Raw genomic sequence first — 21344 nt, 5'->3', positions numbered from 1 at the left:
GCATGGCCTCTGAACCCGACATCGCCCCGCCGACGACCACCCACGTCAGTACGGTGACCGATGGAAACCCGAGAGTCTTCACGTGGGAGGAAGGCGCTCGTATCGAGGTCCGCGGCCCGGGCCAGGAGATCGTGATCGAGGCCAACGCCGCCGGACTGAAGACACTCGCCGGCCATCTGCTCACACTCGCCCAGGACGGCACACCGGACGGGACTCATCTCCACCTGGATGAGCACTCCGGACTCGAAGAAGGATCCCTGAGCCTCGTCCTGGAAAGGTGCGACGAAGACTGAACGACCGCTACGCGAAAACGACCGTCCGTCGTCCGTTCAGCAGGATTCGGCGCTCCGCGTGCCACTTCACCGCGCGCGCCAGCGCCTGGCACTCCACGTCGCGGCCGATGGCCACCAGCTGGTCCGGGGTCACGTCGTGGGCGACCCGCTCGACCTCCTGCTCGATGATCGGGCCCTCGTCCAGGTCCGCCGTGACGTAGTGCGCCGTCGCTCCGATCAGCTTGACGCCTCGTGCGTGGGCCTGGTGGTACGGCTTGGCGCCCTTGAAGCTAGGGAGGAAGGAGTGGTGGATGTTGATGATCCGGCCGCTCAGCGCCTTGCACAGGTCGTCCGACAGCACCTGCATGTAGCGGGCCAGGACGACCAGTTCCACGTTCTTCTCGCGGACCAGTTCCAGGAGTTGGGCCTCGGCCTGTGCCTTCGTGTCCTTCGTCACCGGGATGTGGACGAAGGGGACGTCGTACGAGGCGACCAGCTCGGCGAAGTCCGTGTGGTTGGAGACGACCGCCGCGATGTCGACCGGCAGCGCGCCGATGCGGGCGCGGAAGAGGAGGTCGTTGAGGCAGTGGCCGAACTTGCTGACCATGAGGACGACCCGCATACGGTCCTCGGCCCGGTGGATCTGCCAGTCCATGTGGAAGGCGTCACCGATCGCCGCGAAGCTCGCGCGCAGCTTGTCCACCGTCACCGGCGTCTCTCCCGAGAAGTGGACGCGCATGAAGAACAGTCCCGTGTCCCGGTCGCCGAACTGCTGGCTGTCCTCGATGTTGCAGCCGGTCATGAAGAGGTAGCTCGACACGGCGTGCACGATGCCCTGTTTGTCGGGGCAGGAAAGGGTGAGGACGTACTGCTCGGCGGGAGGTGTGGCCTGGCTGGACTGCTCGTTCATGCCGGACAGAGTCCCATATCCACCTGGCACGGCCGACTCCCGTCCGCCACCCGGAACAGACCGCCGGACGGACCGCAGGGGGAGACCACCGGACGGGCCGCCGGAGCAGACCGGCCGGGACGCCGCCCGTGCGCCACCTACGCCGAGCGCGTCAGTATCCGCAGTACCTCCAGTGTGCGCGGCGGCACGTCCGGTTCCTCGCCGTCGCTCGCCGACAGGCGTACATGGGCGTCCCGGGCCGCGCGGACGGCCTCCGGCCAGCCCGCGTGGTCGAGGTAGGCCGAGACGGGGGCGTCCGGGCCGACCTGGTGCATGATCCGCAGGACGCGGAGCACGGCGGTGTCGACGAGGGCGGCTTCCTGGGAGTCCCGGAAGATCGTGCCGACGTACTTCTCGGCGGACCAGCTGTCCAGCCAGGTGTCCTCGACCAGGCGGTACACGGCGTCGGTGACGTCCCCGTAGCCGTCGACGCCGGCCAGCCAGACGTCTCGCTGGAACACCGGATCGGAGAGCATGTGCAGCGCGGAGCGCACATTGCTGCGCCAGCGCCACCACGGCATGTCGTTGAGTGGCATGCCGCCCATGGTGGGGGAGCGACGGCCGCGACGGGAAGAGTCTTCCGAACCTTGCACGGTCATCGATCGTACGGTCCCTGTGAAAATGAGATCAACACCCCCCGTAATTCACCTCCCCGTCACCACTTGTTGACCAAGGGTCATATCCGGGTTGGCTGTGTGACGGAATCGTGCGTGTCCATGACCGGCAGGCGAGGCACCCGCAGCTCCTTCCGCACCAGAATCCCCAAGTCGATGGGCGCGCTGGCCGTGTGCGCGGCGCTCGCCGCCGGGTGCGGGGTCGTACCCGGCACCTCGGCCGGCGCCGAGGGCGGCGACATCACCGTCATGACCTGGGCACCGGAGGGCACCGACGCCACCAACAAGCCCGGGATGCCGGCCATGGCGCAGGCGTACGCCCGCTGGATCAACTCCACAGGCGGCCTGAACGGGCACAAGCTCAAGGTCCTGACCTGCAACGACCACAACGACAGGGTGGCCGCCGCGAAGTGCGCCCGGCGGGCCGCCGACGAGGACGTCGTCGCGGTCGTCGGCTCCTACAGCCAGTTCGGCGACGACTTCCTGGGCCCGCTGGCCTCCGCCGGAATCCCCTACATCGGCGGCTACGGCGTCACCAACGACGAGTTCACCAATCCGATGTCCTACCCGGTCAACGGCGGCTCGCCCGCCCTGCTGGCCGGCCTCGGCAAGGAGCTCGCCTCCGTCTGCGGGCCCGTCGCCCTGATCCGCCCCGACACCATCGCGGGCGACCAGCTGCCCCAGCTCCTCGACTCCGGGCTGCGGGCGGGCGGCCACGCCGATGCGCGGGACCAGCTGGCCGCCGAGGACGCCACCGAGTACGAGACACACACCAAGCGCGCCCTGGAGCGCACGGCGGGCACGGGAACCGGGCACATGGGGTGTGTCGTGCCCGCGCTCGGGGACCGTACGAACACCTTCATGGACTCCTTCCGGCGTGACCGCGACGACTACCCGGCCGTGCGCACCGCCACCGTCCTCGGCAGCGTCGACCAGACGGTGATCAACGCGACCGGGGGCAAGACGGGCCCGTACGAGGGCTCGTACATCACCGGCTGGTACCCGGTGGCCGGCGACGCCCGCTGGGACGGGATGAGGAAGGTCATCAACGAGGAGGCCTTCGACGACAACCGCATCGACCCGCAGGACGCGGGGGTGCAGACCACCTGGATCGCGTACACCGTCCTCAAGGCGGTCGTCGAGTCGCTGGGTGACGGCGAGGTGTCCTCGACCACGGTCCGGCGGGCCCTCGACAACGGCGTCCGGGTCACCACCGGCGGCCTCACCCCGACGCTGCGCTGGCGCTTCGAGGACCTGCTCTCGGTGGTCGGCTTCCCGCGCCTGGTCAACGCGCAGGTGACCCTCCAGGTCGTGCGCGAGGGCCGCCTCGTCGCCGCACGCAAGGGCTCCGTCGACACGACGAAGCTGCTGGAGAACGCGACGGACTGACGACTGACGACCGGCGGGCGGTCCCTCCAGGAGGGACCGCCCGGGTCATGGCTCGGTGCGCAGGGCTCAGAGCTCAGGGCTCAGAGCTGGGTGGACTGGCGTTCCGTCAGGCCGTACGACTTCGCGATCGCGTTCCACAGCTCGGCCGCCTTGGCCTTCTGGGCGGTGGCGATGCCGCTCTGCTGGTTGCCCTGCTGTGTCTGGCCGGTCGAACGGGCCTGGCCCTTCTTGCAGCCGTGCTTGCCCCCCACCTGGTCGGCCCAGGCCGCGTAGTGGTTGTCGGCCGACTGGGACGCGTGCCACGCCTTGGTGAGGGCGTCGGTCAACTGGGCGTGCTCGGGAAGCTTGTCGACGGACAGCGACGCGAGCCGGGTGACCAGCTCACCGCGCTGCTGGGCCGCGCCGCGCAGGTCGGCGGCGGCCTGGCCGAGGTTGTTGCAGGACTTGACGTTCGCCACGGCCTTGATCACCGTGTCGCGGCTGTTGTTGCTGTCGGCGAGAAGCTTGTCGAGTTCGACGGCCTGCGCCTTGGCCGGGTCGGCGGCCGGTGCCCCGGACTCCTCCGGCGCGGCCGAGGTCGCCGCGACCGTCTTGTTGTCCGCGTCCTTGTCACTGTCCCCGCCCCCGCTGCTGAGCAGCGCGCCGGCGCCTATCCCGAGCACGGCGATACCGACCCCGAGCGCCGCGATGACGGGCACCCGCGAACGCCGGCCGCCACCGCCCCGGCCGTCGTGCCGGTCGTCCGTGTCGTGGGGCTGCGCGTGCGGTCCGGCCGCCTGGAAGCCGTACGGGGCCTGCTGGGCGGCGTACGGAGCCTGCTGGCCGTAGGGGCCGGGGGCGGGCTGCTGGTGCTGCTGGGGCTGGATGCGGGGCATCTGCTGGGTCGCGCCGGCCGGTGACCCGGCGCCGGGTGCGGCGGGGCCGCCGCGGAAGAGGTTGTCGAAGTCGGAGGGCGGCTGACGGTCGTCGGGGCCGCCCGGGGGTCCGCCGTACGGCCCTGCGGGCACCGGCGGGATGTACTGGGTGGCGTCGGCGTCGGAACCGCCGGGGGCCGCCTGCGGCACGCGGCCCAGATACGCGGTCGCCTCGGCGGCCGTCTCGGGCGGCATCGCGCCGGGGCCCACGGGCGGGAGGAACTGCGTCGCCGCCTCGTTGACGTGCGGAGCCGGGTGGGAGGGCGCGGGGCCGTGCGCCGTCACCGGCGGGAGGTACTGGGTGGCCGGTTCGGCGACCGGCCCGGGGGTGCCGGGAACGGGCGGGATGTACTGCGTCGCGCCTTCGTCGACGGGCGGCAGCGGAGCACCGGGCGCGGCGGTGTACGGGAGGGCCGCACCGCCCTCGGGGGGCAGCGGGGCGCCACCGTACTGCCCGTACTGCTGACCGTGCTGCTGCCCGTACGTCTGCCCGTGCTGCTGATGGGCCTGCTCAGGAGTCGGCTGCTGGGCCTGCTGCTGGTACTGCGGCATGGGCGTGCCACCGGCGGCGGGCGGGAGCGGCGCGGACCCGGCGCCGTGGGGGGCGCCGTAGCCGGGCTGCTGGGCCCAACCGCCGGACATGCGCGGGTCGTTGTCCCACGCCGGTGCCGACGGCGCCTGCTGCTCGGGCTGTTGCTGCGGCTGGGGCTGGAACTGGCCCTGGTCGCCCCACTGTTGGTGCTGCTGGTACTGGTACGGGTTCTGCTCCTGGTGCTGCTGGGCGTCCGGGGTCGCAGGCCAGCCGTCGGCCGCCGGAGATTGCGCAGGCCCCTGCCCCTGCCCCTGGGCCTGGTTCATGTCGGGGCCCCACGGCTGGCCCCAGGCCTGACCGGCGGTCGGGTTCGGGTTCGGGGGTGGGGGCAGCGCCGGGGTGGGAGCGGGCCTGCCGACGCTTCCCCCCGTCATACCCGGCAGCAGCGGTTCGCCGCCGTCGGAGGGCAGCACGATGCCTTCGCGCGCCACGCGCGGCGAGGGCTCCTCGCCCTGTCCACTCTGCGTCACCGGGACTCCTACTAATGGGGGACCTTCGGAATCGTCGGTTAACGCTACCGGGTCCCCGGAATCCGATTCCACGCAGCACAGGACCAGACCAGTCCCCCACCAGCCGCTCAGCCGTCCGCTGTGTCTCCTGTCACGCCGCCGCCCGCAGGTCCAGCCGAGCCCCGAACTCCCGGACCACCGGTTCCTCGCGGTACGGCTCCAGGCGCATCTGGAGGTCCTCCAGATACTCGGCGCCCCGGTTGGAGCGCAGGGTGCCGAGGAGCTCCACCGCGCGCAGGCCCGTGTGGCAGGCCTCCTCCACCTCGCGCTGCTGGACCTGTGCCGTGGCCAGCAGGACCAGTCCGATGGCCCGGCGTCGCGCTCGTGTCTCGGGGTGTCCGTCCAGCGACTCCTGCGCGCATCGCGCCGCCGCCTCGGCCTGGCCGAGGTCCCGGTGGCAGTGCGCCAGCTCGTCGGCCAGATAGGCACCGTCGAAGTGAGCGATCCACGCCGGGTCGTCCCCGGACTCCGGATCGGCCGCGTCCAGCGCGTTGACCGCGCGCGAGGAGGCCAGCTGGGCCGACCGCGCGTCACCCATCAGGGCGTGCCCCCGGGCCTCGGCCGCGTGGAACATCGCCTCCGCGCGCGGGGTGACCCGGCCGCGCGCCCCCTCCTGCGCCGCCCGCGCCAACTGGGCGATCTCCCGCGGGTTTCCGAGCTGCGCGGCGAGATGGCTCATGGACGCGGCGAGTACGTACCCTCCGTACCCCCGGTCCCCGGCCGCCTGGGCGAGCCGCAGCGCCTGGATGTAGTAGCGCTGGGCGAGACCGGGCTGGCCGGTGTCGACGGCCATGTACCCGGCGAGTTCGGTCAGCCGGGCGACGGCGGCGAAGAGGTCGCGGCCGACCGCCTCCCGGTACGAGCCCGCCAGCAGCCCGGAGACGACGCTGTTGAGGTAGTGCACGACGACCGGACGGACGTGCCCGCTGCCGAACTGATGGTCCAGGTCCGTCAGTGCCTGCGTCATCGCGCGCACCGCGGCCACGTCCGACGGCCCCACGCGGGGGCCCGCCTGGCGCGCCACCTGGGAGTCGGGGGACGAGATCAGCCAGTCCCGGCTGGGCTCCACGAGCGCGGACGCGGCGACGGACGAACCGGAGAGGAAATCCCGCCGGCCCACGTCACTGCGCCACAGCTCACACACCTGCTCGATGGCGCCGAGGACGGTCGGGGAGAACTGGAGTCCGACGCCGGAGGCGAGGTTCTTGCCGTTGGCCATGCCGATCTCGTCGATCGTGACCGTACGGCCGAGTTTGCGGCCGAGGGCCTCGGCGATGATCGCGGGCGCCCGGCCCCGGGGCTGCTGTCCCCGCAGCCAGCGGGCCACGGACGTCTTGTCGTACCGCAGATCGTGGCCGTGCTCCGCGCCGCACATGTTGACCCGGCGGGCCAGCCCGGCGTTCGAGCAGCCCGCTTCCTGGATGAGCGCCTGCAGCCGTTCGTTCGGCTGCCGCGCGACGAGAGGCCTTGCGGCCATGGCGTACCCCCTGAGGCTGCGGTGCCGTGCCCACGCACCGGGTTGACGTGTCTTCCGTGCCCGGAACCCCTTCCGTACGCGGTCCGACGAGCGGACGAGTACGGCGAAAAGATCCGGCCTCGAAGATCAATGCCCCGCAGGCATGCCGACAATGCGAAGCATGTGAGGATTGCCGGGGTAAAGGCGGATGCCAAGCCCCACCCCTGCCTACCCAGCCCCGTCCCGGATCCTCCTGCGCGCCCCCGCCCATGCATCCATGCGCCCCAGATGCGGAATCGATGCTCCTCCCCCGCGCATGTGACATGCGTAACTCATGAATCCCACTAGAGTTGTCCTCATCGTGGAAGAGACCATCGCGGGCCCTGATGCTGCCCAAATCCCCAAGCAACGCGGCGAATCCCTCTTGGAAACCGCCGTCCGTTACGCCGAAGAACGCCACTGGGACGTGTTCCCTGGTACGTGGCTGGAAGCAGTCGACGGGGTGCAGCGATGCTCCTGCGGCGACACAGCGTGCGCCCTGCCCGGCGCACACCCGTCGCGTCCCGACTGGATCACGCAGGCCACGGGCAGTGCGACCGTTGCGCGCCGGCTGTGGACCGACCAGCCGACGGCGTCGATCCTGTTGCCGACCGGCCATACGTTCGATGCGATTGACGTGCCCGAGACCGCCGGGTTCCTTGCGCTGGCGCGCATGGAGCGGATGGAACTGACGCTCGGGCCGGTGATGTTGACGCCGGATCGGCGGATGCGGTTCTTTGTGTTGCCGGGGGCGTCGGTGAAGGTGCCGGATCTGGTGCGCAAGTTGGGGTGGTCGCCTGCGTCGCTGGATCTGGTGGCGTTGGGTGAGGGGGCGTATGTGGCGGCGCCGCCCACCCGGTATGCGTCTCGGGGGGCTGTGCAGTGGGCCTGCCGGCCTACGCCTGCGAATCGGTGGTTGCCGGATGCGGAGGAGTTGATCTCGCCGCTTGCTTACGCGTGCGGGCGGGATCGGTAACTCGCCTGTCGGGGTGCGTGGTTTCGGTTGCGTGGCGGCTGCGGGCCCGGTGTGGCTGGTCGCGCAGTTCCCCGCGCCCCTAAAAGCCTGCGGTTGCCCGCGGCACCGGAGCAACTGAAAAGCCTGCGGGTGCCGCCCGTCGGGAGTTTCGCGGTTCGGGGTGTCTGGTTTCGGTTGTGTGGCGGCTGCGGGTCTGGTGTGGCTGGTCGCGCAGTTCCTCGCGCCCCTAAAGGCCTGCGGTTGCCCGCGGCCCTGAAAGGCCTGCTGGAGTCGGGTCTGCTGGAAACTCGACGCCGTAGGCTCCTCGCATGGTTGATGGTGTTGCCGTGCGGGTGCGGGGGCTTTGGAAGCGGTTTGGGCAGCAGGTTGCTGTTGCCGGGATCGATCTGGAGTTGCCCGCCGGGAAGTTCGTCGGGCTTGTCGGGCCGAACGGGGCCGGGAAGACGACCACGCTCTCGATGGTGACCGGGCTGCTGCGGCCCGACCAGGGCACCGTGGAGGTCGTGGGACACGACGTGTGGCGCGACCCCGTCGAGGTCAAGGCGCGGATCGGGGTGCTGCCCGAAGGGCTTCGGCTCTTTGAGCGGCTGTCCGGTCGCGAACTCCTCGCCTACTCGGGGCGGTTGCGCGGCCTGCCCGGCGTCGAGGTCGACAAGCGGGCGGCCCAGCTTCTCGACGTCCTCGACCTGGCCGGCGCGCAGCACAAACTAGTCGTCGACTACTCGACCGGCATGCGCAAGAAGATCGGCCTCGCCGCCGCTCTCCTCCACAATCCCGAAATCCTGTTCCTCGACGAACCGTTCGAGGGCGTGGACCCGGTGTCGGCGCAGATCATCCGGGGTGTGCTGGAGCGGTACACCGGCTCCGGTGCCACCGTCGTCTTCTCCTCCCACGTCATGGAGCTGGTCGAGTCGCTGTGCGACTGGGTCGCGGTGATGGCGGCGGGACGTATCCGGGCGCACGGCCCGCTGGCCGACGTGCGGGGCGACGCACCCACGCTCCAGCACGCGTTCCTCGAACTCGTCGGCGCGGGCGAGCGCGACCACGGGTCCCACCTCGACTGGCTGGGCGGCGGCGCCCGATGACGGGTGGCGGAGGGGAGGCATCGGTCACCGGCGTCGTCGTACGCCTGAAGCTGTCGCTGCTGCGCAACGGGCTGCGGCAGTCCGCGGGGCGGCGGGCAGCGTACGTCACCTCCCTCGTCGTCGTGGCGCTGCTCGCCGCGCTGCAGTTCCTGGGGCTGATCGCGCTGCGCGGCAACGCGCACGCCGCGTCCGTCACCGTCATCCTCCTCGCGGTCATGGCGCTGGGCTGGACCTTCATGCCGCTGTTCTTTCCCAGTGGGGACGAGACCCTCGACCCGACCCGGCTGGTGATGCTGCCGTTGCGTCCCCGGCCGCTGGTCCGGGCGCTGCTCGTGGCCTCGCTCGTCGGAATAGGGCCCCTGTTCACGCTGTCCCTGCTCGTGGGGTCGGTGCTCGCCCTGGCGCACGGTGGGGCGGCGCTCGTCGTGTCGCTCGTCGCCGTTCCCCTCACGCTGCTGGTGTGTGTGGCGCTCGCGCGGGCCGTCGCCGCCGCCAACGTCCGGCTGCTCAGCAGCCGCAAAGGGCGCGATCTCGCCGTACTCAGCGGGCTGGTCGTCGCGATCGGGGCGCAGCTCGTCAACTTCGGTATGCAGCAGCTCGGTTCGGCGGGGCTCGGCCAACTCGACCCGGCCGCGGACGTGTTGGCCTGGGTGCCGCCCACTTCCGCCCTCGGGGCAGTGGACTCGGCGAGCGACGGGTCGTACGGCGTCGCAGTCGTCCAACTCGCACTCAGTGCGGGGCTGTTGGTGCTGCTTTTGCGGGTCTGGTCGCGCACCCTCACCCGGCTGATGACCTCACCCGACGGGTCCACCCTGCAGGCCGCCGAGCCGTCCGGCAAGCGGGAGCGGACGTCCGGCGGGCCGGCCCGGTGGCTGCCGGACGGGCGTACCGGGACCGTCATGGAGCGGAGCCTGCGCTATGCGTGGCGGGACCCCAAGACCAAGGCCGCGTGGGTGACCTCGCTGGCGATCGGGCTCATCGTGCCGGTGTTCAACGCGCTGCAGGGCACCGGTTCGGTCTACTTCGCCTGCTTCGCGGCCGGGATGCTCGGCATCCAGATGTACAACCAGTTCGGCCAGGACACCTCCGCCTTCTGGATGGTCGCGATGACGATCTCGTCCACGCGGGACGCGTACGTCGAACTACGTGGCCGGGCACTGGCGTTGCTGCTGATCAGCCTGCCGTACTCCCTCCTCGTGGTCGTTCTCACCACCGCGCTGCTCGACGACTGGACCACGCTGCCGGAGGCGCTCGGGATGTCCCTCGCGCTGCTGGGGGCGATGCTGGCGGCCGGGGCCTGGTCGTCGGCCCAGTACCCGTACTCCATCCCGCAGGAGAGCTACAAGAACGTGGTCCCCGGGCAGGCCGGGCTCGCCATGGCCGCCATCTTCGGCGGGATGGTCGGCGCCGCCCTGCTGTGCGCCCCCGTCATCGCCCTCACCATCTGGCTGAACGTCGACTCGGGCGGCGACCGGTGGACGTGGCTGCTGCTGCCGGTCGGCGTCGGCTACGGCGCCCTGCTCGTCCTGCTCGGACTGCGCCTCTCCGCACCGCGCACGGCACGGCGACTGCCGGAGATTCTGGCGGCGGTCAGCAAGGGCTGAACCCGGCCCGGTCCGCGCGGTACTCCCGCCCGCACACCCCTGCACTCCCTGTAACCGCCTGTACCCCCTGCATCCCCGCCGAACTTGCCTACGGCATACGGGGTTTGAGCCCCGTATCGCGGGGAGGGAAGGGGGGTGACGGAAGCTTTCAGGGGGGAGCGCTCAGGTGGCCAGATGGTTCGGCAAATCCAGGTCCAAAAGCTATGACCCGGTCGGCGCCGCGGCGGAGTCCGAGCATCTCGAACCCCTCGGTGTCTCCGACGACCTGCGGCTTGCCTACAGCCGCACCGGCGACCCGAAGCTGCTGCGCGGCTCGATCCAGGCCGCCGAGCTGGCCGTGCAGGTCTACCCGGTCGACGACGTCCGGCACGCCGCCGCCCTCTCCGCGCTGTGCATGCTGCACCGGCTGAGCTGGGAACGCGAGCGGGCCGCCGCCGATCTGATCAAGGCAGTCGACTACGGGCGCCGGGCCGTCGACAAGTCCCCGCCGGGCGACCCGGTACTCTCCCGGCACATGTCCTCCCTGGCCACCGCCCTCCAGGAGGTCTACGACAGCACCCAGGACGAGGAGTCCATCGACGAGGCGATCGCCCTGTACCGCGGCTGTCTGGACATCATGCCGGTGCGCGCCGGCGGGCTGGGCGAGGAGCGTGTCGGGCAGGAGTCCAACCTCGCCAACGCACTCCTCCGCAAGGGGCGCACCCTCAAGGATCTCGCCATCCTGGACGAGGCCGCCAGACACGCCCGCGCCGCCCTGCGCGACACCCCGGACGACCATCCGATGCACGCGCTGCGTCTCGTCAACCTCGGCGGCGTGCTCCTCGGGCTCGTCCAGACCGGCCGGCACGAACACATGGCCGCGGTGGAGGACATGTACACGCGCGGTCTGCGGGAGCTCCCGCAGACCCACCCCGCACGCCCCGGCCTGGAACAGACGCTCGCGGTCGTCAAGGCGCTGCGCAGACAGCACGGGGTCTGACCGCGATGCCGGACGGGGCCGTCGCGGAACTGACCCTGCTCGTCGAGGACTTCACCGGACCCGACCGCTGGCGCTGGCTGCTGCTCGGGCCGGACGGCGGGGTCCTCGCCCGGCACGAGGTCCGGCTGGACCCGGCCGGCCCCCAGTACGAGGCCTTTCTCGACCTGCCCGGCTATCTGCGCCGGCACGCGGCCCCGGACGTACGGGCCGTGCGCGAACGGGAGATCGTCCGGGAGGTGGGCACGTGGATCGGCGCGGAGGTCCTCGGGCCCGTCGCCCCCGCGCTGCTCGCGGCGGCCCCGGCGGTGGTACGGGTCGTCGTGCCGAGGGACGTACCGGGCGCGCGGCGCCTGCTGTTCGTCCCCCTGGAACTGGCCCATGCTGCGGGGCGGCCACTGGCCGTCCAGGACGTGACCCTCGTGACGCAGTGGGGTGCCGGGCGCCGGGGCGGGCGGCGCGAGGACGGTCCGGTGCGGGTGCTGGCGCTGTTCAGTCTGCCCGAGGGAAGCCGGGCGCTGAACCTGCGGCGCGAACGGCTCGCGCTGACCCGGCTGTTCGCGGAGGCGGCGGAGGCCGGGCGCGCGGTGGAGGTGCGCACACTGCAGTACGGGGTGACGCGCGAGCGGCTGCGGGAGGTACTGGCGCGGCCGGCCGGCTGGGACCTCGTCCATGTCTCCGGGCACGGCGCCCCCGGCGAACTCCTCCTGGAGACCGACGCGGGGCACCCCGACCGGATTGGCGCACCCGAGCTCGTCGACCTCCTCGCCGCCGCCCGTGACGTCTCCCTGGTCACCCTGTCGGCCTGCTGGTCGGCGGCGGCTCCGGAACCGGTGGGCGAGGGCTCCGGGGAAGTGGTCGTCGGGGCGGTCGCCGGGGACCTCGTCGAGCGGCTCGGGTGTGCGGTGCTGGCGATGCGGTATCCGGTGGAGGACGGGTTCGCCGCCGCCCTCGCCGAGGGTGTCTACCGTCAACTGGTCGTCGAGGGGCGGGTGTTGCCCCGAGCGCTGGCAGGGGTGCTGGGCGAGTTGTCGGCGGCGGACGCCGGGTCGGAGGGGATGCCTGGTTCCGCGTTGCGTGCGGCGACTCCGGCGCTGTTCGGGGCGCGGGCGGTTGGGCTCACCCTGGACGCGCCGAGGGTGGCGCCGCCGGGTGAGGCGACCGGCGGGACTACTGACGGGACGGCTGGCGGGGCGGCCGTTCCCGGCCAGGGGACTGCCGCCCAACTCCCTCCCGAACCCGACTACTTCGTCGGCCGCGTCGCCCTCCTCGCGCGTGCCGGTGCCGCCCTGGCCCCTCGCAGCGGGCTCTGCGGGATATTGCTGCAGGGCATGCCGGGGGCCGGAAAGACCGCGTGCGCACGGGAGTTGGCAGCGACGCACGCCCACGCCTTCGAGCGGGTCGTCTGGTTCACCGCGCCCCAGGAGCAGGACAGCGTCCAGCACCCGGAGGAGGCGCTCACCTCCTTCGCCCTGACCCTGGATCGGGCGGTGCCGGGGCTGCGCTGTCTGAGTCTGCTGGACGCGGGCGGGCCCGACCGGTCGGCGAAGGACTTCGTCGGCGCCGTCGCTTCGTGGCTGGAGCGGGAGCGGGTGCTGCTGGTCGTCGACGGCATCGACGCGCTGCTGACTCCCGACAGGGCCTGGCGGGACCGGCGTTGGGGCGCTCTCGTCGGTGCACTGTCCGAGCACGCCGGGGCGGGACGGCTGATCCTGTGCGGGCGGGTACGGCCTGCCGGGCTGGGGACGCGCGTACCGACCGAGCCGGTCGACCTGCTCACCCCCGACGAAACCCTGCTGCTGGCCCGCGCACTCCCCCAGCTGGCCCGTCTGATCGCCGGGCAGCTCCCCGGCACGGCACCCGCAGCCGCCCGGCGACTCGCCACCGGGCTTCTCCAACTCGCCCAGGGGCACCCGGGGTTGCTGGAACTGGCCGATGCCCAGGCCGCCGATCCGGAGCGCCTGACCCGGCTGCTGGCCGCCGGGAGCCGGGCAGCGGCAGCGGACAGCGGCGCCGACCAGGATGACGACGACGAGTACCTTCGCGTACTCCGCGCCTGGGCCGAGAGCATCGCCGCCGAACTCGCCCCGGCCGAGCGTGACTTGTTCCATGTCCTGTGCTGCCTGGAGGAGACCGACCGCACCCGCGTGGTCCTGGACCACAACTGGTCCGACCTGTGCGACCGACTCGGCCACCCCGACACACCGGTCGACCCGGCACTGCGGACACTGGTCACCCACGGGCTCCTCACCCCGCGGCCGGGACAGTCGTACGAGATCCAGGCCGCCGTCGCCGCCGAGGGGCGGGCGCGGGCCGGTGCGCGGGTGCGGGAACCGGTGGACACGCGGATGTGGGGGTACTGGCTGCGGGTGTTCGAGATGGCGTGGACCCGCGAGGGCACCGACGCCGAGGGCGCCCAGCTGGCCGGGCCGCTGCTGACGCACGCCGCGCTGTCCGCCGCTCCCTATCTGATCCGGCTGGGTCAGGAGTCGGACGCCGCGACGCTGCTGGAGGCCGTACTGCGCCGGGACGCCTCGGGTCCGACCCGGGCCCGCGTACTGCCGCTGCTGCGCCGGATCGCGGTGCGCGCCGCGTCCGCGCCGGGCACCGGAGTCGTACCGCCGACGGACGCGCTGGCGCGGGTGCTCAGCGAGACCGACCCGGCACTCGCCGAACGGCGGGAACGCGCCGCGCTCGCCTCGGCGCTCGAACGCGGCGACCATTCGGCCGCCGCCACCGCGACCAGCGGCCTGGTCGACCTCTGCGTACGCGCCGGACGTCTCACGGAGGCGCTCGCCCTCGCCGAACAGGGCCTCGAACTCGCCCGCAGGGCCGGCTCGGGCATCTGGACGACGCTCCTGTACGAGGTCCAGCGGCTGCACGTCCTGTCGCAGACCGACCGGGCCGGCGAGACCCTCGCCGAGGCCGACGACCTGCACCGGCGAGCACGTGACCTGCCCCGGGAGCGCGGGCCCCGGGAGGGAGTCGACTGGTGGGAGGTCTGGGAGGAGCTGTGCGACACCGGGCAACGCGCCGCGATCGAGGCGGGCGAGTGGCGTCGGGCGCTGGAGTACGCCGACGACCTGGCCGCCTCCAAACAGGCCCGCGGCGCCCCGGTCACCGACTTCGCGCGGGCCCGGCTGCCCGCGTACATGCCGTTGCTGAGTCTGGGCCGGACGCAGGACGCGCTGCGGCTGCTCGAGGAGTGCCGGGAGGTCTTCGAGGACGCGGGGGACTTCCCTTACCTGGGTGAGGTGTTCGGGGCGCTCGCCCATGTGGCGCACGTCCGGGGGCACGGCGAGGTGGCGATCGCCCGGGAACGGGACAGTCTGCGGTACGCGTACCGGGCGGGGCTGCCGGCGCTCGTCGCGGTCGGCCACGCCAACCTGGGCACCTATCTGCACGTCCACGCGCGGGACGCGGCGGGCGCGGTCGCCCACCATCTCGCGGGGGCGCTGCTCGGCACGCTCACCGGCGGCGGCCGGACGACGAACGCCGCGCTGTCCCTCGCGGGCGACCTGCGGGAGTTCGGGCCGGACGCCCGGGCTCAACTGAGCCTGGACATCGAGGAGTTGTGCGCACAGGTGGCCGCGGTGCCCGGGGTCACCCTGGACCGCCTGCTGGCCGTCCTGGACCCCGGGCCCGCCCGCGCCCGGGAGACGCTCGCCACGCTGGTCCAGGACGTGCGGAGAAGCGCGGAGGAGGAAGCGCAGGCAACGTTGACAGGAACGGGAACCGGGACGTGGACGGGGACGGAGGCGGAGGCGCGTCGGCTCGGCGCTGTGCAGGCGGCGGCGTGGGGCATGACCTGGGAACCCGCGCTCGCGGCACTGCTGGCCGCCGAGCGGCGCAACACGGCGGCGAAGGTGAAGCTGCGCCAGCACCTCGCCCAACTCGGCGCGCTGGACCCGATGTTCGGCCCCCTGGTCGACGTACTGGCCCGGATCCAGGGCGGTGAGCGCGGGCCACGTGTGCTCGCCGGGCTGGGACCCCTCGACGCCGCCGTTGCGGGGCGCGCGCTGGACGCGCTGGCCGGCCGGCTGACCGTACCCGTCGAAATGTGGACCGCCATGCATCTCGGCATCGCCCTCGGCATCTTCGTCGCCACCGCCCTCGACGGGGACGGCACCGACGAGGCGACCCGGGAGAACCTGGACGGGTTCGCCTCGGACCCGCTCCTCGCGCCGATGGCCTCGGCCCTGGAACGGATCCTCGGCGGCGAACGCGACCCCGCGCTCGGCACCGAGCTGCGGGAACCCACCCAGCGGGCGGCGGTCGCCGCGGTGCTGCACTATGTCAACGTGGCGGAGAGGGCGGCCCGTTGACCAACCCGCTGGCGGCGGTCGCCTGGGATACTGCGCGCATGGCGGACGCCCCGAAGATCAACGACGTACGGCTCGGCGACAACGGTGTGCTGGAGTTCTACGACGGCACGGCGTGGGTCCTGTACCCGGACGTGCCCGACGACGACGGCCCGCCCCAGGCGCTGACCAAGGACTCCCCCACCGTCAAGGACTGGCCGCAGTGAGCACCGAACCGCCGCCGGCCTCGCCGGGACCGGACGTCGGCACGCCCTTCGACGCCCTGCCCTCCCCTCTCGACGCCGTGCCCGAACTGCGGGCCGCCGCACGGTGGATGATCGCTTCCTTCGGTGCCGTCGGGGTCGCGCTCGTCGGCGGTGGGCCGCTGGTGGCCGTCGGGAAGGTGCACGGGCTGGGCGAGGCGCTGGTCGCGGGCGGCGCCCTGGCAGTCGCGCTCACCGGGGTCTGCCTCGCCGTCTGGCAGGTGAGCCGGGTGCTCGTACCGCCGATCACCACCGCGGCCACCCTCGCCACCCCGGCGGCACGCGGCCTGCGCGAGCTGATCGACGCGTCCCCCGCCGACTTCTTCGGCTCCGCCGCCACCGGCGTCGACGATCTGCTGCGCCACCGTGCCGTCGCCGTGAACATCCAGCGCGCGCTCGGCGCCGAGACCGACCCGCACCGCCGCGCGCAGCTGCGGGGGCACCTGGACCGGGCGAAGGCCAACATCGCCCGCACCGACCCCTTCGTACGCTGGCTGCTCGCCATGGCGCACGTCTGGCAGATCCGGGCCGCCTTCCACGAGGCCCGCCGCTGGTGCCTTCTCTCGGTGGCCCTCGTCGCGACCGGCGCGGTCGCCTTCCTGACGGCGACAGGAGGAACCGGCAAGACCTGACGCGCCCAGCAGGGGCTACCGGGCCAGGACACCGTCCAGGAACGGTTCGATCGCCGCGCGCCAGGCGTCCGGCTGGTCGTAGTGCACGAGGTGGCCGGCGTCGGCCACCTCCGCGTACTCGCCCCTCGGCAGGACGCGGACCATCTCCTGCGCCTCCGCCCGGCCCAGTTCGCCGTCCAGACCGCGCACGACGAGGGCGGGGCACTGAACCTGCGTCAGCTCCTCCCAATGCGCGTCGAACACCCATGTCTCACGGGACTTGAGCATGTGCTCCGGCTGGAAGACGGGGCGCCAGCCGTCGGGGGACTCCTGCATCACCTCGGCGTAGAACTCGCCGCGCGAGGGGCTGGGCCGCTCCACCCAGGGGTCGTCCTCACCGAACCACTTGCGCACGTCGGCGAGGGTGGCGAAGGGGGCGGGCCAGGCCTTGAACCAGTCCTCCCACTCACGCTGGGAGGCCGCGCCCAGCGCCGACGCCCGCATGTCGCAGATGATCAGGCCGTGCACCAGGTCGGGGCGTTTCGCGGCGAGCTGCCAGGCGGTCAGGGCGCCCATGGCGTGGCCGATGAGGACGACGGGGCCGAGGCCGAGCTGCTCGATCGCCGCCTCGGCGTCCTCGACGTACGCCTCGCGGGTGTAGAGGTCGCCCGGTGGGCGGTCGCTCTGGCCGTGGCCCCGTTGGTCGAGTGCGACGGCCCGGTGCCGCTCGCCCAGCCAGCGGGCGGCGGACGCCCAGTGCGAGGCGCGGCCCATGAGCCCGTGCAGTAACAGCACGCCGGGTGCCTGCTCGGGTTCGGTGACCCTGGCCTGCTCCTCACCGGTCTTGGGAGGGTCGGCGAACTCCCAGGCGGCAAGTCGTACGCCGCCCGCTCCGGTCACGTCGATACGCCGCGCCATAGGTCTCTGGCACCCCCCTAGCTATCGATGTTTCCTCTGGCTGCCGATCAGCTGTCGATGTTCCCTCTGCCCACAGATTATCGAATGGCTATTCGAAAATGCGGACTCCGGCCGCAACACCCCTCGTTCGAGTGACCCCGCTCCAGGAATGATCCGCGCGGCCGAGGGGAGATCTTCTGCGGGAGGCGGACCGCTCGGGGAAAACGGTCCGAAGGGGATGACCCTGGGAGCTCGGGGCTCCGGGTCAGCACAGGGGAGGACAGGCCCCGGCGCCGCTTGGCGCCGGGGCCCTCTTCATGTCCGCCTTCATGTCCGCGGCACATCCTCACGCTCCCCCTCCCCCGCCGGGCGGCACCGCTGCCGCTCCCGGCCAAGAGCCCTCAGGTCATATGCCTCACGCGACAGCGTGGCATGCGAAACGGCCGAGCGCTGCGATTCCGCACAGTGAATCTTGGATTGGCGCCCCGGAACGGCACGGATCCCAGGACATGACAATTTCCGCGCCGGTCACAGGAGTTGACGGTGCGGCGACCGGAGCCGCGACAGCGGTCTGGGTCAGGCCCGGGTCAGCGCTTCGCCACGAACACGTGCGAGGCCACGCCCGCCTCCAGCTCGGCCGCCTCACCGCCGCTGCCGACCAGCACCCCGCCGGCCGCCTCCGTCACGCTCACCACCGAACCGGGCTGCACACCCGCGCGACGCAGCGTGTACATCAGCTGCGCGTCCGTCTGGATGGGCTCGCCGATACGCCGTACGACGACCGTCTTGCCGTCCACACCCGGGTCGAGGTCGGCCAGCGAGACCATGCCCTCGTCGAGGAAGGGGTCCGCGCCGTCCTTCTCGCCCAGCTCCTCCAGGCCCGGGATCGGGTTGCCGTAGGGCGACTCGGTGGGGTGGCGCAGCAGTTCGAGGACCCGGCGCTCGACGGCCTCGCTCATCACGTGCTCCCAGCGACACGCCTCCGCGTGGACCTGCTCCCACTCCAGGCCGATCACGTCGACGAGCAGACACTCCGCGAGGCGGTGCTTGCGCATGACGCGGGTGGCGAGGCGGCGGCCCTCGTCGGTGAGCTCCAGGTGCCGGTCGCTGGCGACCGCCACCAGACCGTCGCGCTCCATCCGGGCCACGGTCTGGCTGACCGTCGGACCGCTCTGGTCCAGCCGCTCGGCGATCCGGGCGCGCATGGGGACCACACCTTCCTCCTCCAGCTCGAGGATGGTGCGGAGATACATCTCCGTCGTATCGATCAGTCCGGACATACGTGCCCCTTGATGAGATGTGCCGGAGGCTCGACGGCTCCGGCGCGTGCGCTGGCCCTGGCTTCAATTCTGACGCATACCACTGACAACCGTGCCGCCGCGGGGGAACCACACGGTTACGGATCCTCGCGGTCGGGTAGACAGCACGTTTCACCGAGGGTACGGCGACGGGCGCCGGAACGGCCGGTGGCGCTGTTGACAGGGCACTGGTCCAGACCTCACCGTGATCGGCGACACGGACCGATACGCGGCCTGATACGCGGACCGGTACGGACCGATACGCCGATCCCCGAAGGGCTTACCGATGAGCGACAGCGAGTTGGCCGGGCAGTTCCTCGACGCCGCGATCGGGCTGTTGCGGCGGGTGCGCGACGAGGAGACGGACACCGTGACGGCCGCCGGCACGCTCATCGCCGACACCGTGCAGGCCGAGGGGCGCCTGTTCGCCTTCGGCGCCGGGCACTCCTCGCTCGCCGCGCAGGACATCGTCTACCGCGCGGGCGGCCTCGCCCTGATGAACCTGCTGGCCGTCCCCGGTGTCGTCGGCGTCGACGTCGTGCCGGCCACGCTGGGCTCCGCACTGGAACGCGTCGAGGGCCTGGCCACGGCGGTCCTGGACACCTCACCGCTGCGCGCGGGGGACGTCCTCGTGATCATCTCCCTCTCCGGCCGCAACGCCCTCCCGGTGGAAATGGCGCTCCGCGCGCGTGCCCTCGGCGTGAAGGTCATCGGCGTGACGTCGGTGGCCTACGCGACGGAGACGACGCCCCGGAACGCCTCGGGCACGTTCCTCAAGGACCACTGCGACGTCGTACTGGACTCGAAGATCGCCCCCGGCGACGCCGTACTCACCCTCGACACCGTCCCGGCGCCCTTCGCCCCCGCTTCCACGGTCGTCACGTCGGCCCTGCTCCAGTCGGTCATGGCCACGGCGGCGGGCATCCTGGCGGACCGGGGCATCGAGCCCCCGCTGCTGCGCTCCGGCAACGTGGACGGCGGCCACGACTGGAACGCGCACATCCTCAAGCAGTACGGCGACCGGATCTTCTACGAGCGCTGAGGGCTCGGCCCCTCCTGCTTGGGGTCCCGCTCCCTGAGGTCGCGCTCCCCGAGCCCGGCGAGGTCCAGGGCCACCGCGATCCGGGCGGCCACGTCCTCGGCGTACATCGCGTCCGTACGCTCGAACTGGCTCCGCCCGGCGCCCCGCAGAAACGTCACGACGCCCAGGGTGCGCCCCCGGCTGCGCAGCACCGCGCACAGCGCGTGGACCGAATCCGGCGGCCAGCGGCGCTGGACGGCCCACGCGCGGGCCTGTTCGGCGGCGTACGACCCGGCGCTCGCCCGCACCGACCCGGACCGCTCCACGGCCTGCACGGCGGGGTGCCCGTCGCCGTAGCGCACCGGCAGGCCGGCCTGGCCGGCGAGGACGCTGGGCCCCGGTGCCCCGGAGGGCGTGGCGGCGGCGCGGACCAGTCGTACCGGACCGTCCCCGTCGTCCGCCGTACCGTCGGCCGCCTCGCCGCCGATGACGGCGATCCGGTCGATGAGCGCGTGGTCGGCGAAGCCGGCGAGGGCGAAGTCCAGGTGGATGGTCGCGGCCTCGGCGGGGTCCTCGTACTCGGCGGCGGCCCGCGCGGCCCGGTGCAGCTGCTGGCTGCGGAACCGCAGCTGAGCCGCGTCCTGCTCGATCTGCTTGGCCTCGGTGACGTCCTGGAACAGCCACCCCACACCGAGGGGAACCGGTTCTTCGGTGAGCGGCGAGGCCAGCCGCAGGAACCCGCTCCGCCAGCAGCGCCTCTTCTCGCCCTCGGGCGTGCGCACACTCACCCACATCTCGGCGGGCGCGGGGGGCGCGCCCTCGGCGAGGACGTGCGTCAGCGCGCCCTCCAGCTCCTCGACACCCTGCGAGAGCAGCTCCCCGAGGGGGCGCCCGAGCACGGCGGTGCGGCCGGTGCCGAGCAGGCGCGCCGCGTGCGCGTTGACGACGGCGGGCCGTAGATCGGCGTCGACGAGGACGACGCCCCAGCTGGCGTCCTCGAACAACGCCTCGCTCAGGGCGATCGACCGCTCGAGGTCTATCTGCGCGTGCACCTCGCTGAAGGCGCAGTACAGCCCGGCGGGCTTGCCGTCGGGCCCGCGCACGGCGGCGGACTGGGTCCGTACGAGCACCCGGCCGCCGTCCTTGGTCAGCAGCGCGAACTCGTGCACCTGGCGTCCCGGTGCGTGCATCGCGGACAGCAGCCGCCCCTCGACCTCCTCGGCGTCGGCCTTGCGCACCGCCCACCCGGCGAACCCGTGCCGCCCGACGGCCTCGGCGGCACTCCAGCCGAGAATCCGCTCGGCCTCCCGGTTCCAGTGGGTCACGACGCCGTCGGCGTCGAAGGCACACAGGGCGGCGTCCATGCCGTCGAGAAGCGCCGCGAGCAGGTCGAAGCCACCACCGTCCGAACCTTCCGGGCCGTCCCTCTCGGGCTCGTCCGGCCCCAGCTCGTCGGTGGTCCCACTACGCCGGGAAGCACTCACCTGGACCCCCTGCAGGCCGCGTCCGCACGTACTGCGCGACGGTTCGCTCACTCACCATCATTCAACTCGAACGTGACGCAGCACACATCGAGTT

General features: G+C 72.3%; 17 protein-coding genes. 10 read left to right on the top strand and 7 right to left on the bottom strand.

The features are described from left to right. Nucleotides 1-2: 2 nt before the first annotated feature. Complete coding sequence (locus OG241_RS31945; protein ID WP_405820170.1) at nt 3-293, top strand: hypothetical protein; 291 nt, start codon at nt 3-5, stop codon at nt 291-293. A 7-nt stretch (nt 294-300) separates the two neighbouring features. Here the strand turns inward: OG241_RS31945 and purU are convergent, their stop codons facing one another. Both purU and OG241_RS31935 read right to left on the bottom strand, forming a co-directional pair. Next, nucleotides 301-1182: a formyltetrahydrofolate deformylase gene (purU, locus tag OG241_RS31940; protein ID WP_405820168.1), complete on the bottom strand. Its 882-nt coding sequence runs from the start codon at nt 1180-1182 to the stop codon at nt 301-303. Nucleotides 1183-1319: 137 nt separating this feature from the next. Continuing rightward, nucleotides 1320-1820 carry a hypothetical protein gene (locus tag OG241_RS31935; RefSeq protein WP_405820166.1) on the bottom strand — a complete coding sequence of 167 codons (501 nt, stop codon included), beginning with the start codon at nt 1818-1820 and terminating at the stop codon, nt 1320-1322. 117 nt (nt 1821-1937) lie between these two features. Between OG241_RS31935 and OG241_RS31930 the strand changes: the two genes are divergently transcribed. Continuing rightward, entirely contained in the window at nt 1938-3224 is a 1287-nt protein-coding gene (locus tag OG241_RS31930) for an ABC transporter substrate-binding protein (RefSeq protein WP_405820164.1), read from the top strand. Nucleotides 3225-3304: 80 nt separating this feature from the next. Here OG241_RS31930 and OG241_RS31925 read toward each other — a convergent pair whose 3' ends face one another. Together OG241_RS31925 and OG241_RS31920 are read right to left on the bottom strand one after the other, a co-directional pair. After that, a complete protein-coding gene (locus OG241_RS31925; protein ID WP_405820162.1) occupies nt 3305-5200 on the bottom strand; it encodes a hypothetical protein in 1896 nt (631 codons plus the stop codon). Nucleotides 5201-5330: 130 nt separating this feature from the next. After that, a complete protein-coding gene (locus tag OG241_RS31920; protein ID WP_405820160.1) occupies nt 5331-6716 on the bottom strand; it encodes a transcriptional regulator in 1386 nt (461 codons plus the stop codon). Between the two features lie 340 nt (nt 6717-7056). Here OG241_RS31920 and OG241_RS31915 point away from each other — a divergent pair, with 340 nt between their 5' ends. The 7 genes from OG241_RS31915 to OG241_RS31885 all read left to right on the top strand — a co-directional run bounded on the left by OG241_RS31915 (nt 7057) and on the right by OG241_RS31885 (nt 16571). Further along, on the top strand, nt 7057-7710 hold the full coding sequence (locus OG241_RS31915) for a bifunctional DNA primase/polymerase (RefSeq protein WP_319095419.1): 654 nt from the start codon (nt 7057-7059) through the stop codon (nt 7708-7710). Between the two features lie 308 nt (nt 7711-8018). Further along, nucleotides 8019-8795, top strand: a complete 777-nt coding sequence (locus tag OG241_RS31910; protein WP_405820158.1) for an ABC transporter ATP-binding protein — start codon at nt 8019-8021, stop codon at nt 8793-8795. Next, complete coding sequence (locus OG241_RS31905; protein WP_405820156.1) at nt 8792-10399, top strand: transporter; 1608 nt, start codon at nt 8792-8794, stop codon at nt 10397-10399. Before OG241_RS31910 ends, OG241_RS31905 begins: the two co-directional genes overlap by 4 nt. Nucleotides 10400-10565: 166 nt before the next feature. Next, nucleotides 10566-11378, top strand: a complete 813-nt coding sequence (locus OG241_RS31900; protein WP_405820154.1) for a hypothetical protein — start codon at nt 10566-10568, stop codon at nt 11376-11378. Nucleotides 11379-11383: 5 nt separating this feature from the next. Then, nucleotides 11384-15700: a CHAT domain-containing protein gene (locus OG241_RS31895; RefSeq protein ID WP_405820152.1), complete on the top strand. Its 4317-nt coding sequence runs from the start codon at nt 11384-11386 to the stop codon at nt 15698-15700. 38 nt (nt 15701-15738) lie between these two features. Then, nucleotides 15739-15903, top strand: a complete 165-nt coding sequence (locus OG241_RS31890) for a hypothetical protein (RefSeq protein ID WP_405820150.1) — start codon at nt 15739-15741, stop codon at nt 15901-15903. Beyond that, nucleotides 15900-16571 carry a hypothetical protein gene (locus OG241_RS31885; protein WP_405820148.1) on the top strand — a complete coding sequence of 224 codons (672 nt, stop codon included), beginning with the start codon at nt 15900-15902 and terminating at the stop codon, nt 16569-16571. The genes OG241_RS31890 and OG241_RS31885 overlap by 4 nt, the downstream gene beginning before the upstream one ends. A gap of 15 nt (nt 16572-16586) precedes the next feature. Here OG241_RS31885 and OG241_RS31880 read toward each other — a convergent pair whose 3' ends face one another. Next, on the bottom strand, nt 16587-17468 hold the full coding sequence (locus tag OG241_RS31880) for an alpha/beta fold hydrolase (protein ID WP_405820146.1): 882 nt from the start codon (nt 17466-17468) through the stop codon (nt 16587-16589). Nucleotides 17469-18034: 566 nt separating this feature from the next. Continuing rightward, entirely contained in the window at nt 18035-18727 is a 693-nt protein-coding gene (locus tag OG241_RS31875; RefSeq protein WP_006377989.1) for a metal-dependent transcriptional regulator, read from the bottom strand. A gap of 304 nt (nt 18728-19031) precedes the next feature. Here OG241_RS31875 and OG241_RS31870 point away from each other — a divergent pair, with 304 nt between their 5' ends. After that, entirely contained in the window at nt 19032-19787 is a 756-nt protein-coding gene (locus OG241_RS31870; RefSeq protein ID WP_405820144.1) for an SIS domain-containing protein, read from the top strand. Here OG241_RS31870 and OG241_RS31865 read toward each other — a convergent pair. After that, entirely contained in the window at nt 19775-21250 is a 1476-nt protein-coding gene (locus OG241_RS31865) for a PAS domain-containing protein (protein WP_405820143.1), read from the bottom strand. The two genes, OG241_RS31870 and OG241_RS31865, sit on opposite strands and share 13 nt — an antisense overlap. Nucleotides 21251-21344 lie beyond the last annotated feature (94 nt).

Origin of the sequence: Streptomyces sp. NBC_01390 (assembly GCF_045040105.1) — a bacterium.
GTDB lineage: Bacteria > Actinomycetota > Actinomycetes > Streptomycetales > Streptomycetaceae > Streptomyces.
Note: the sequence above shows the minus strand (reverse complement) of the source record. Positions and strands in the feature narration are given on the sequence as shown.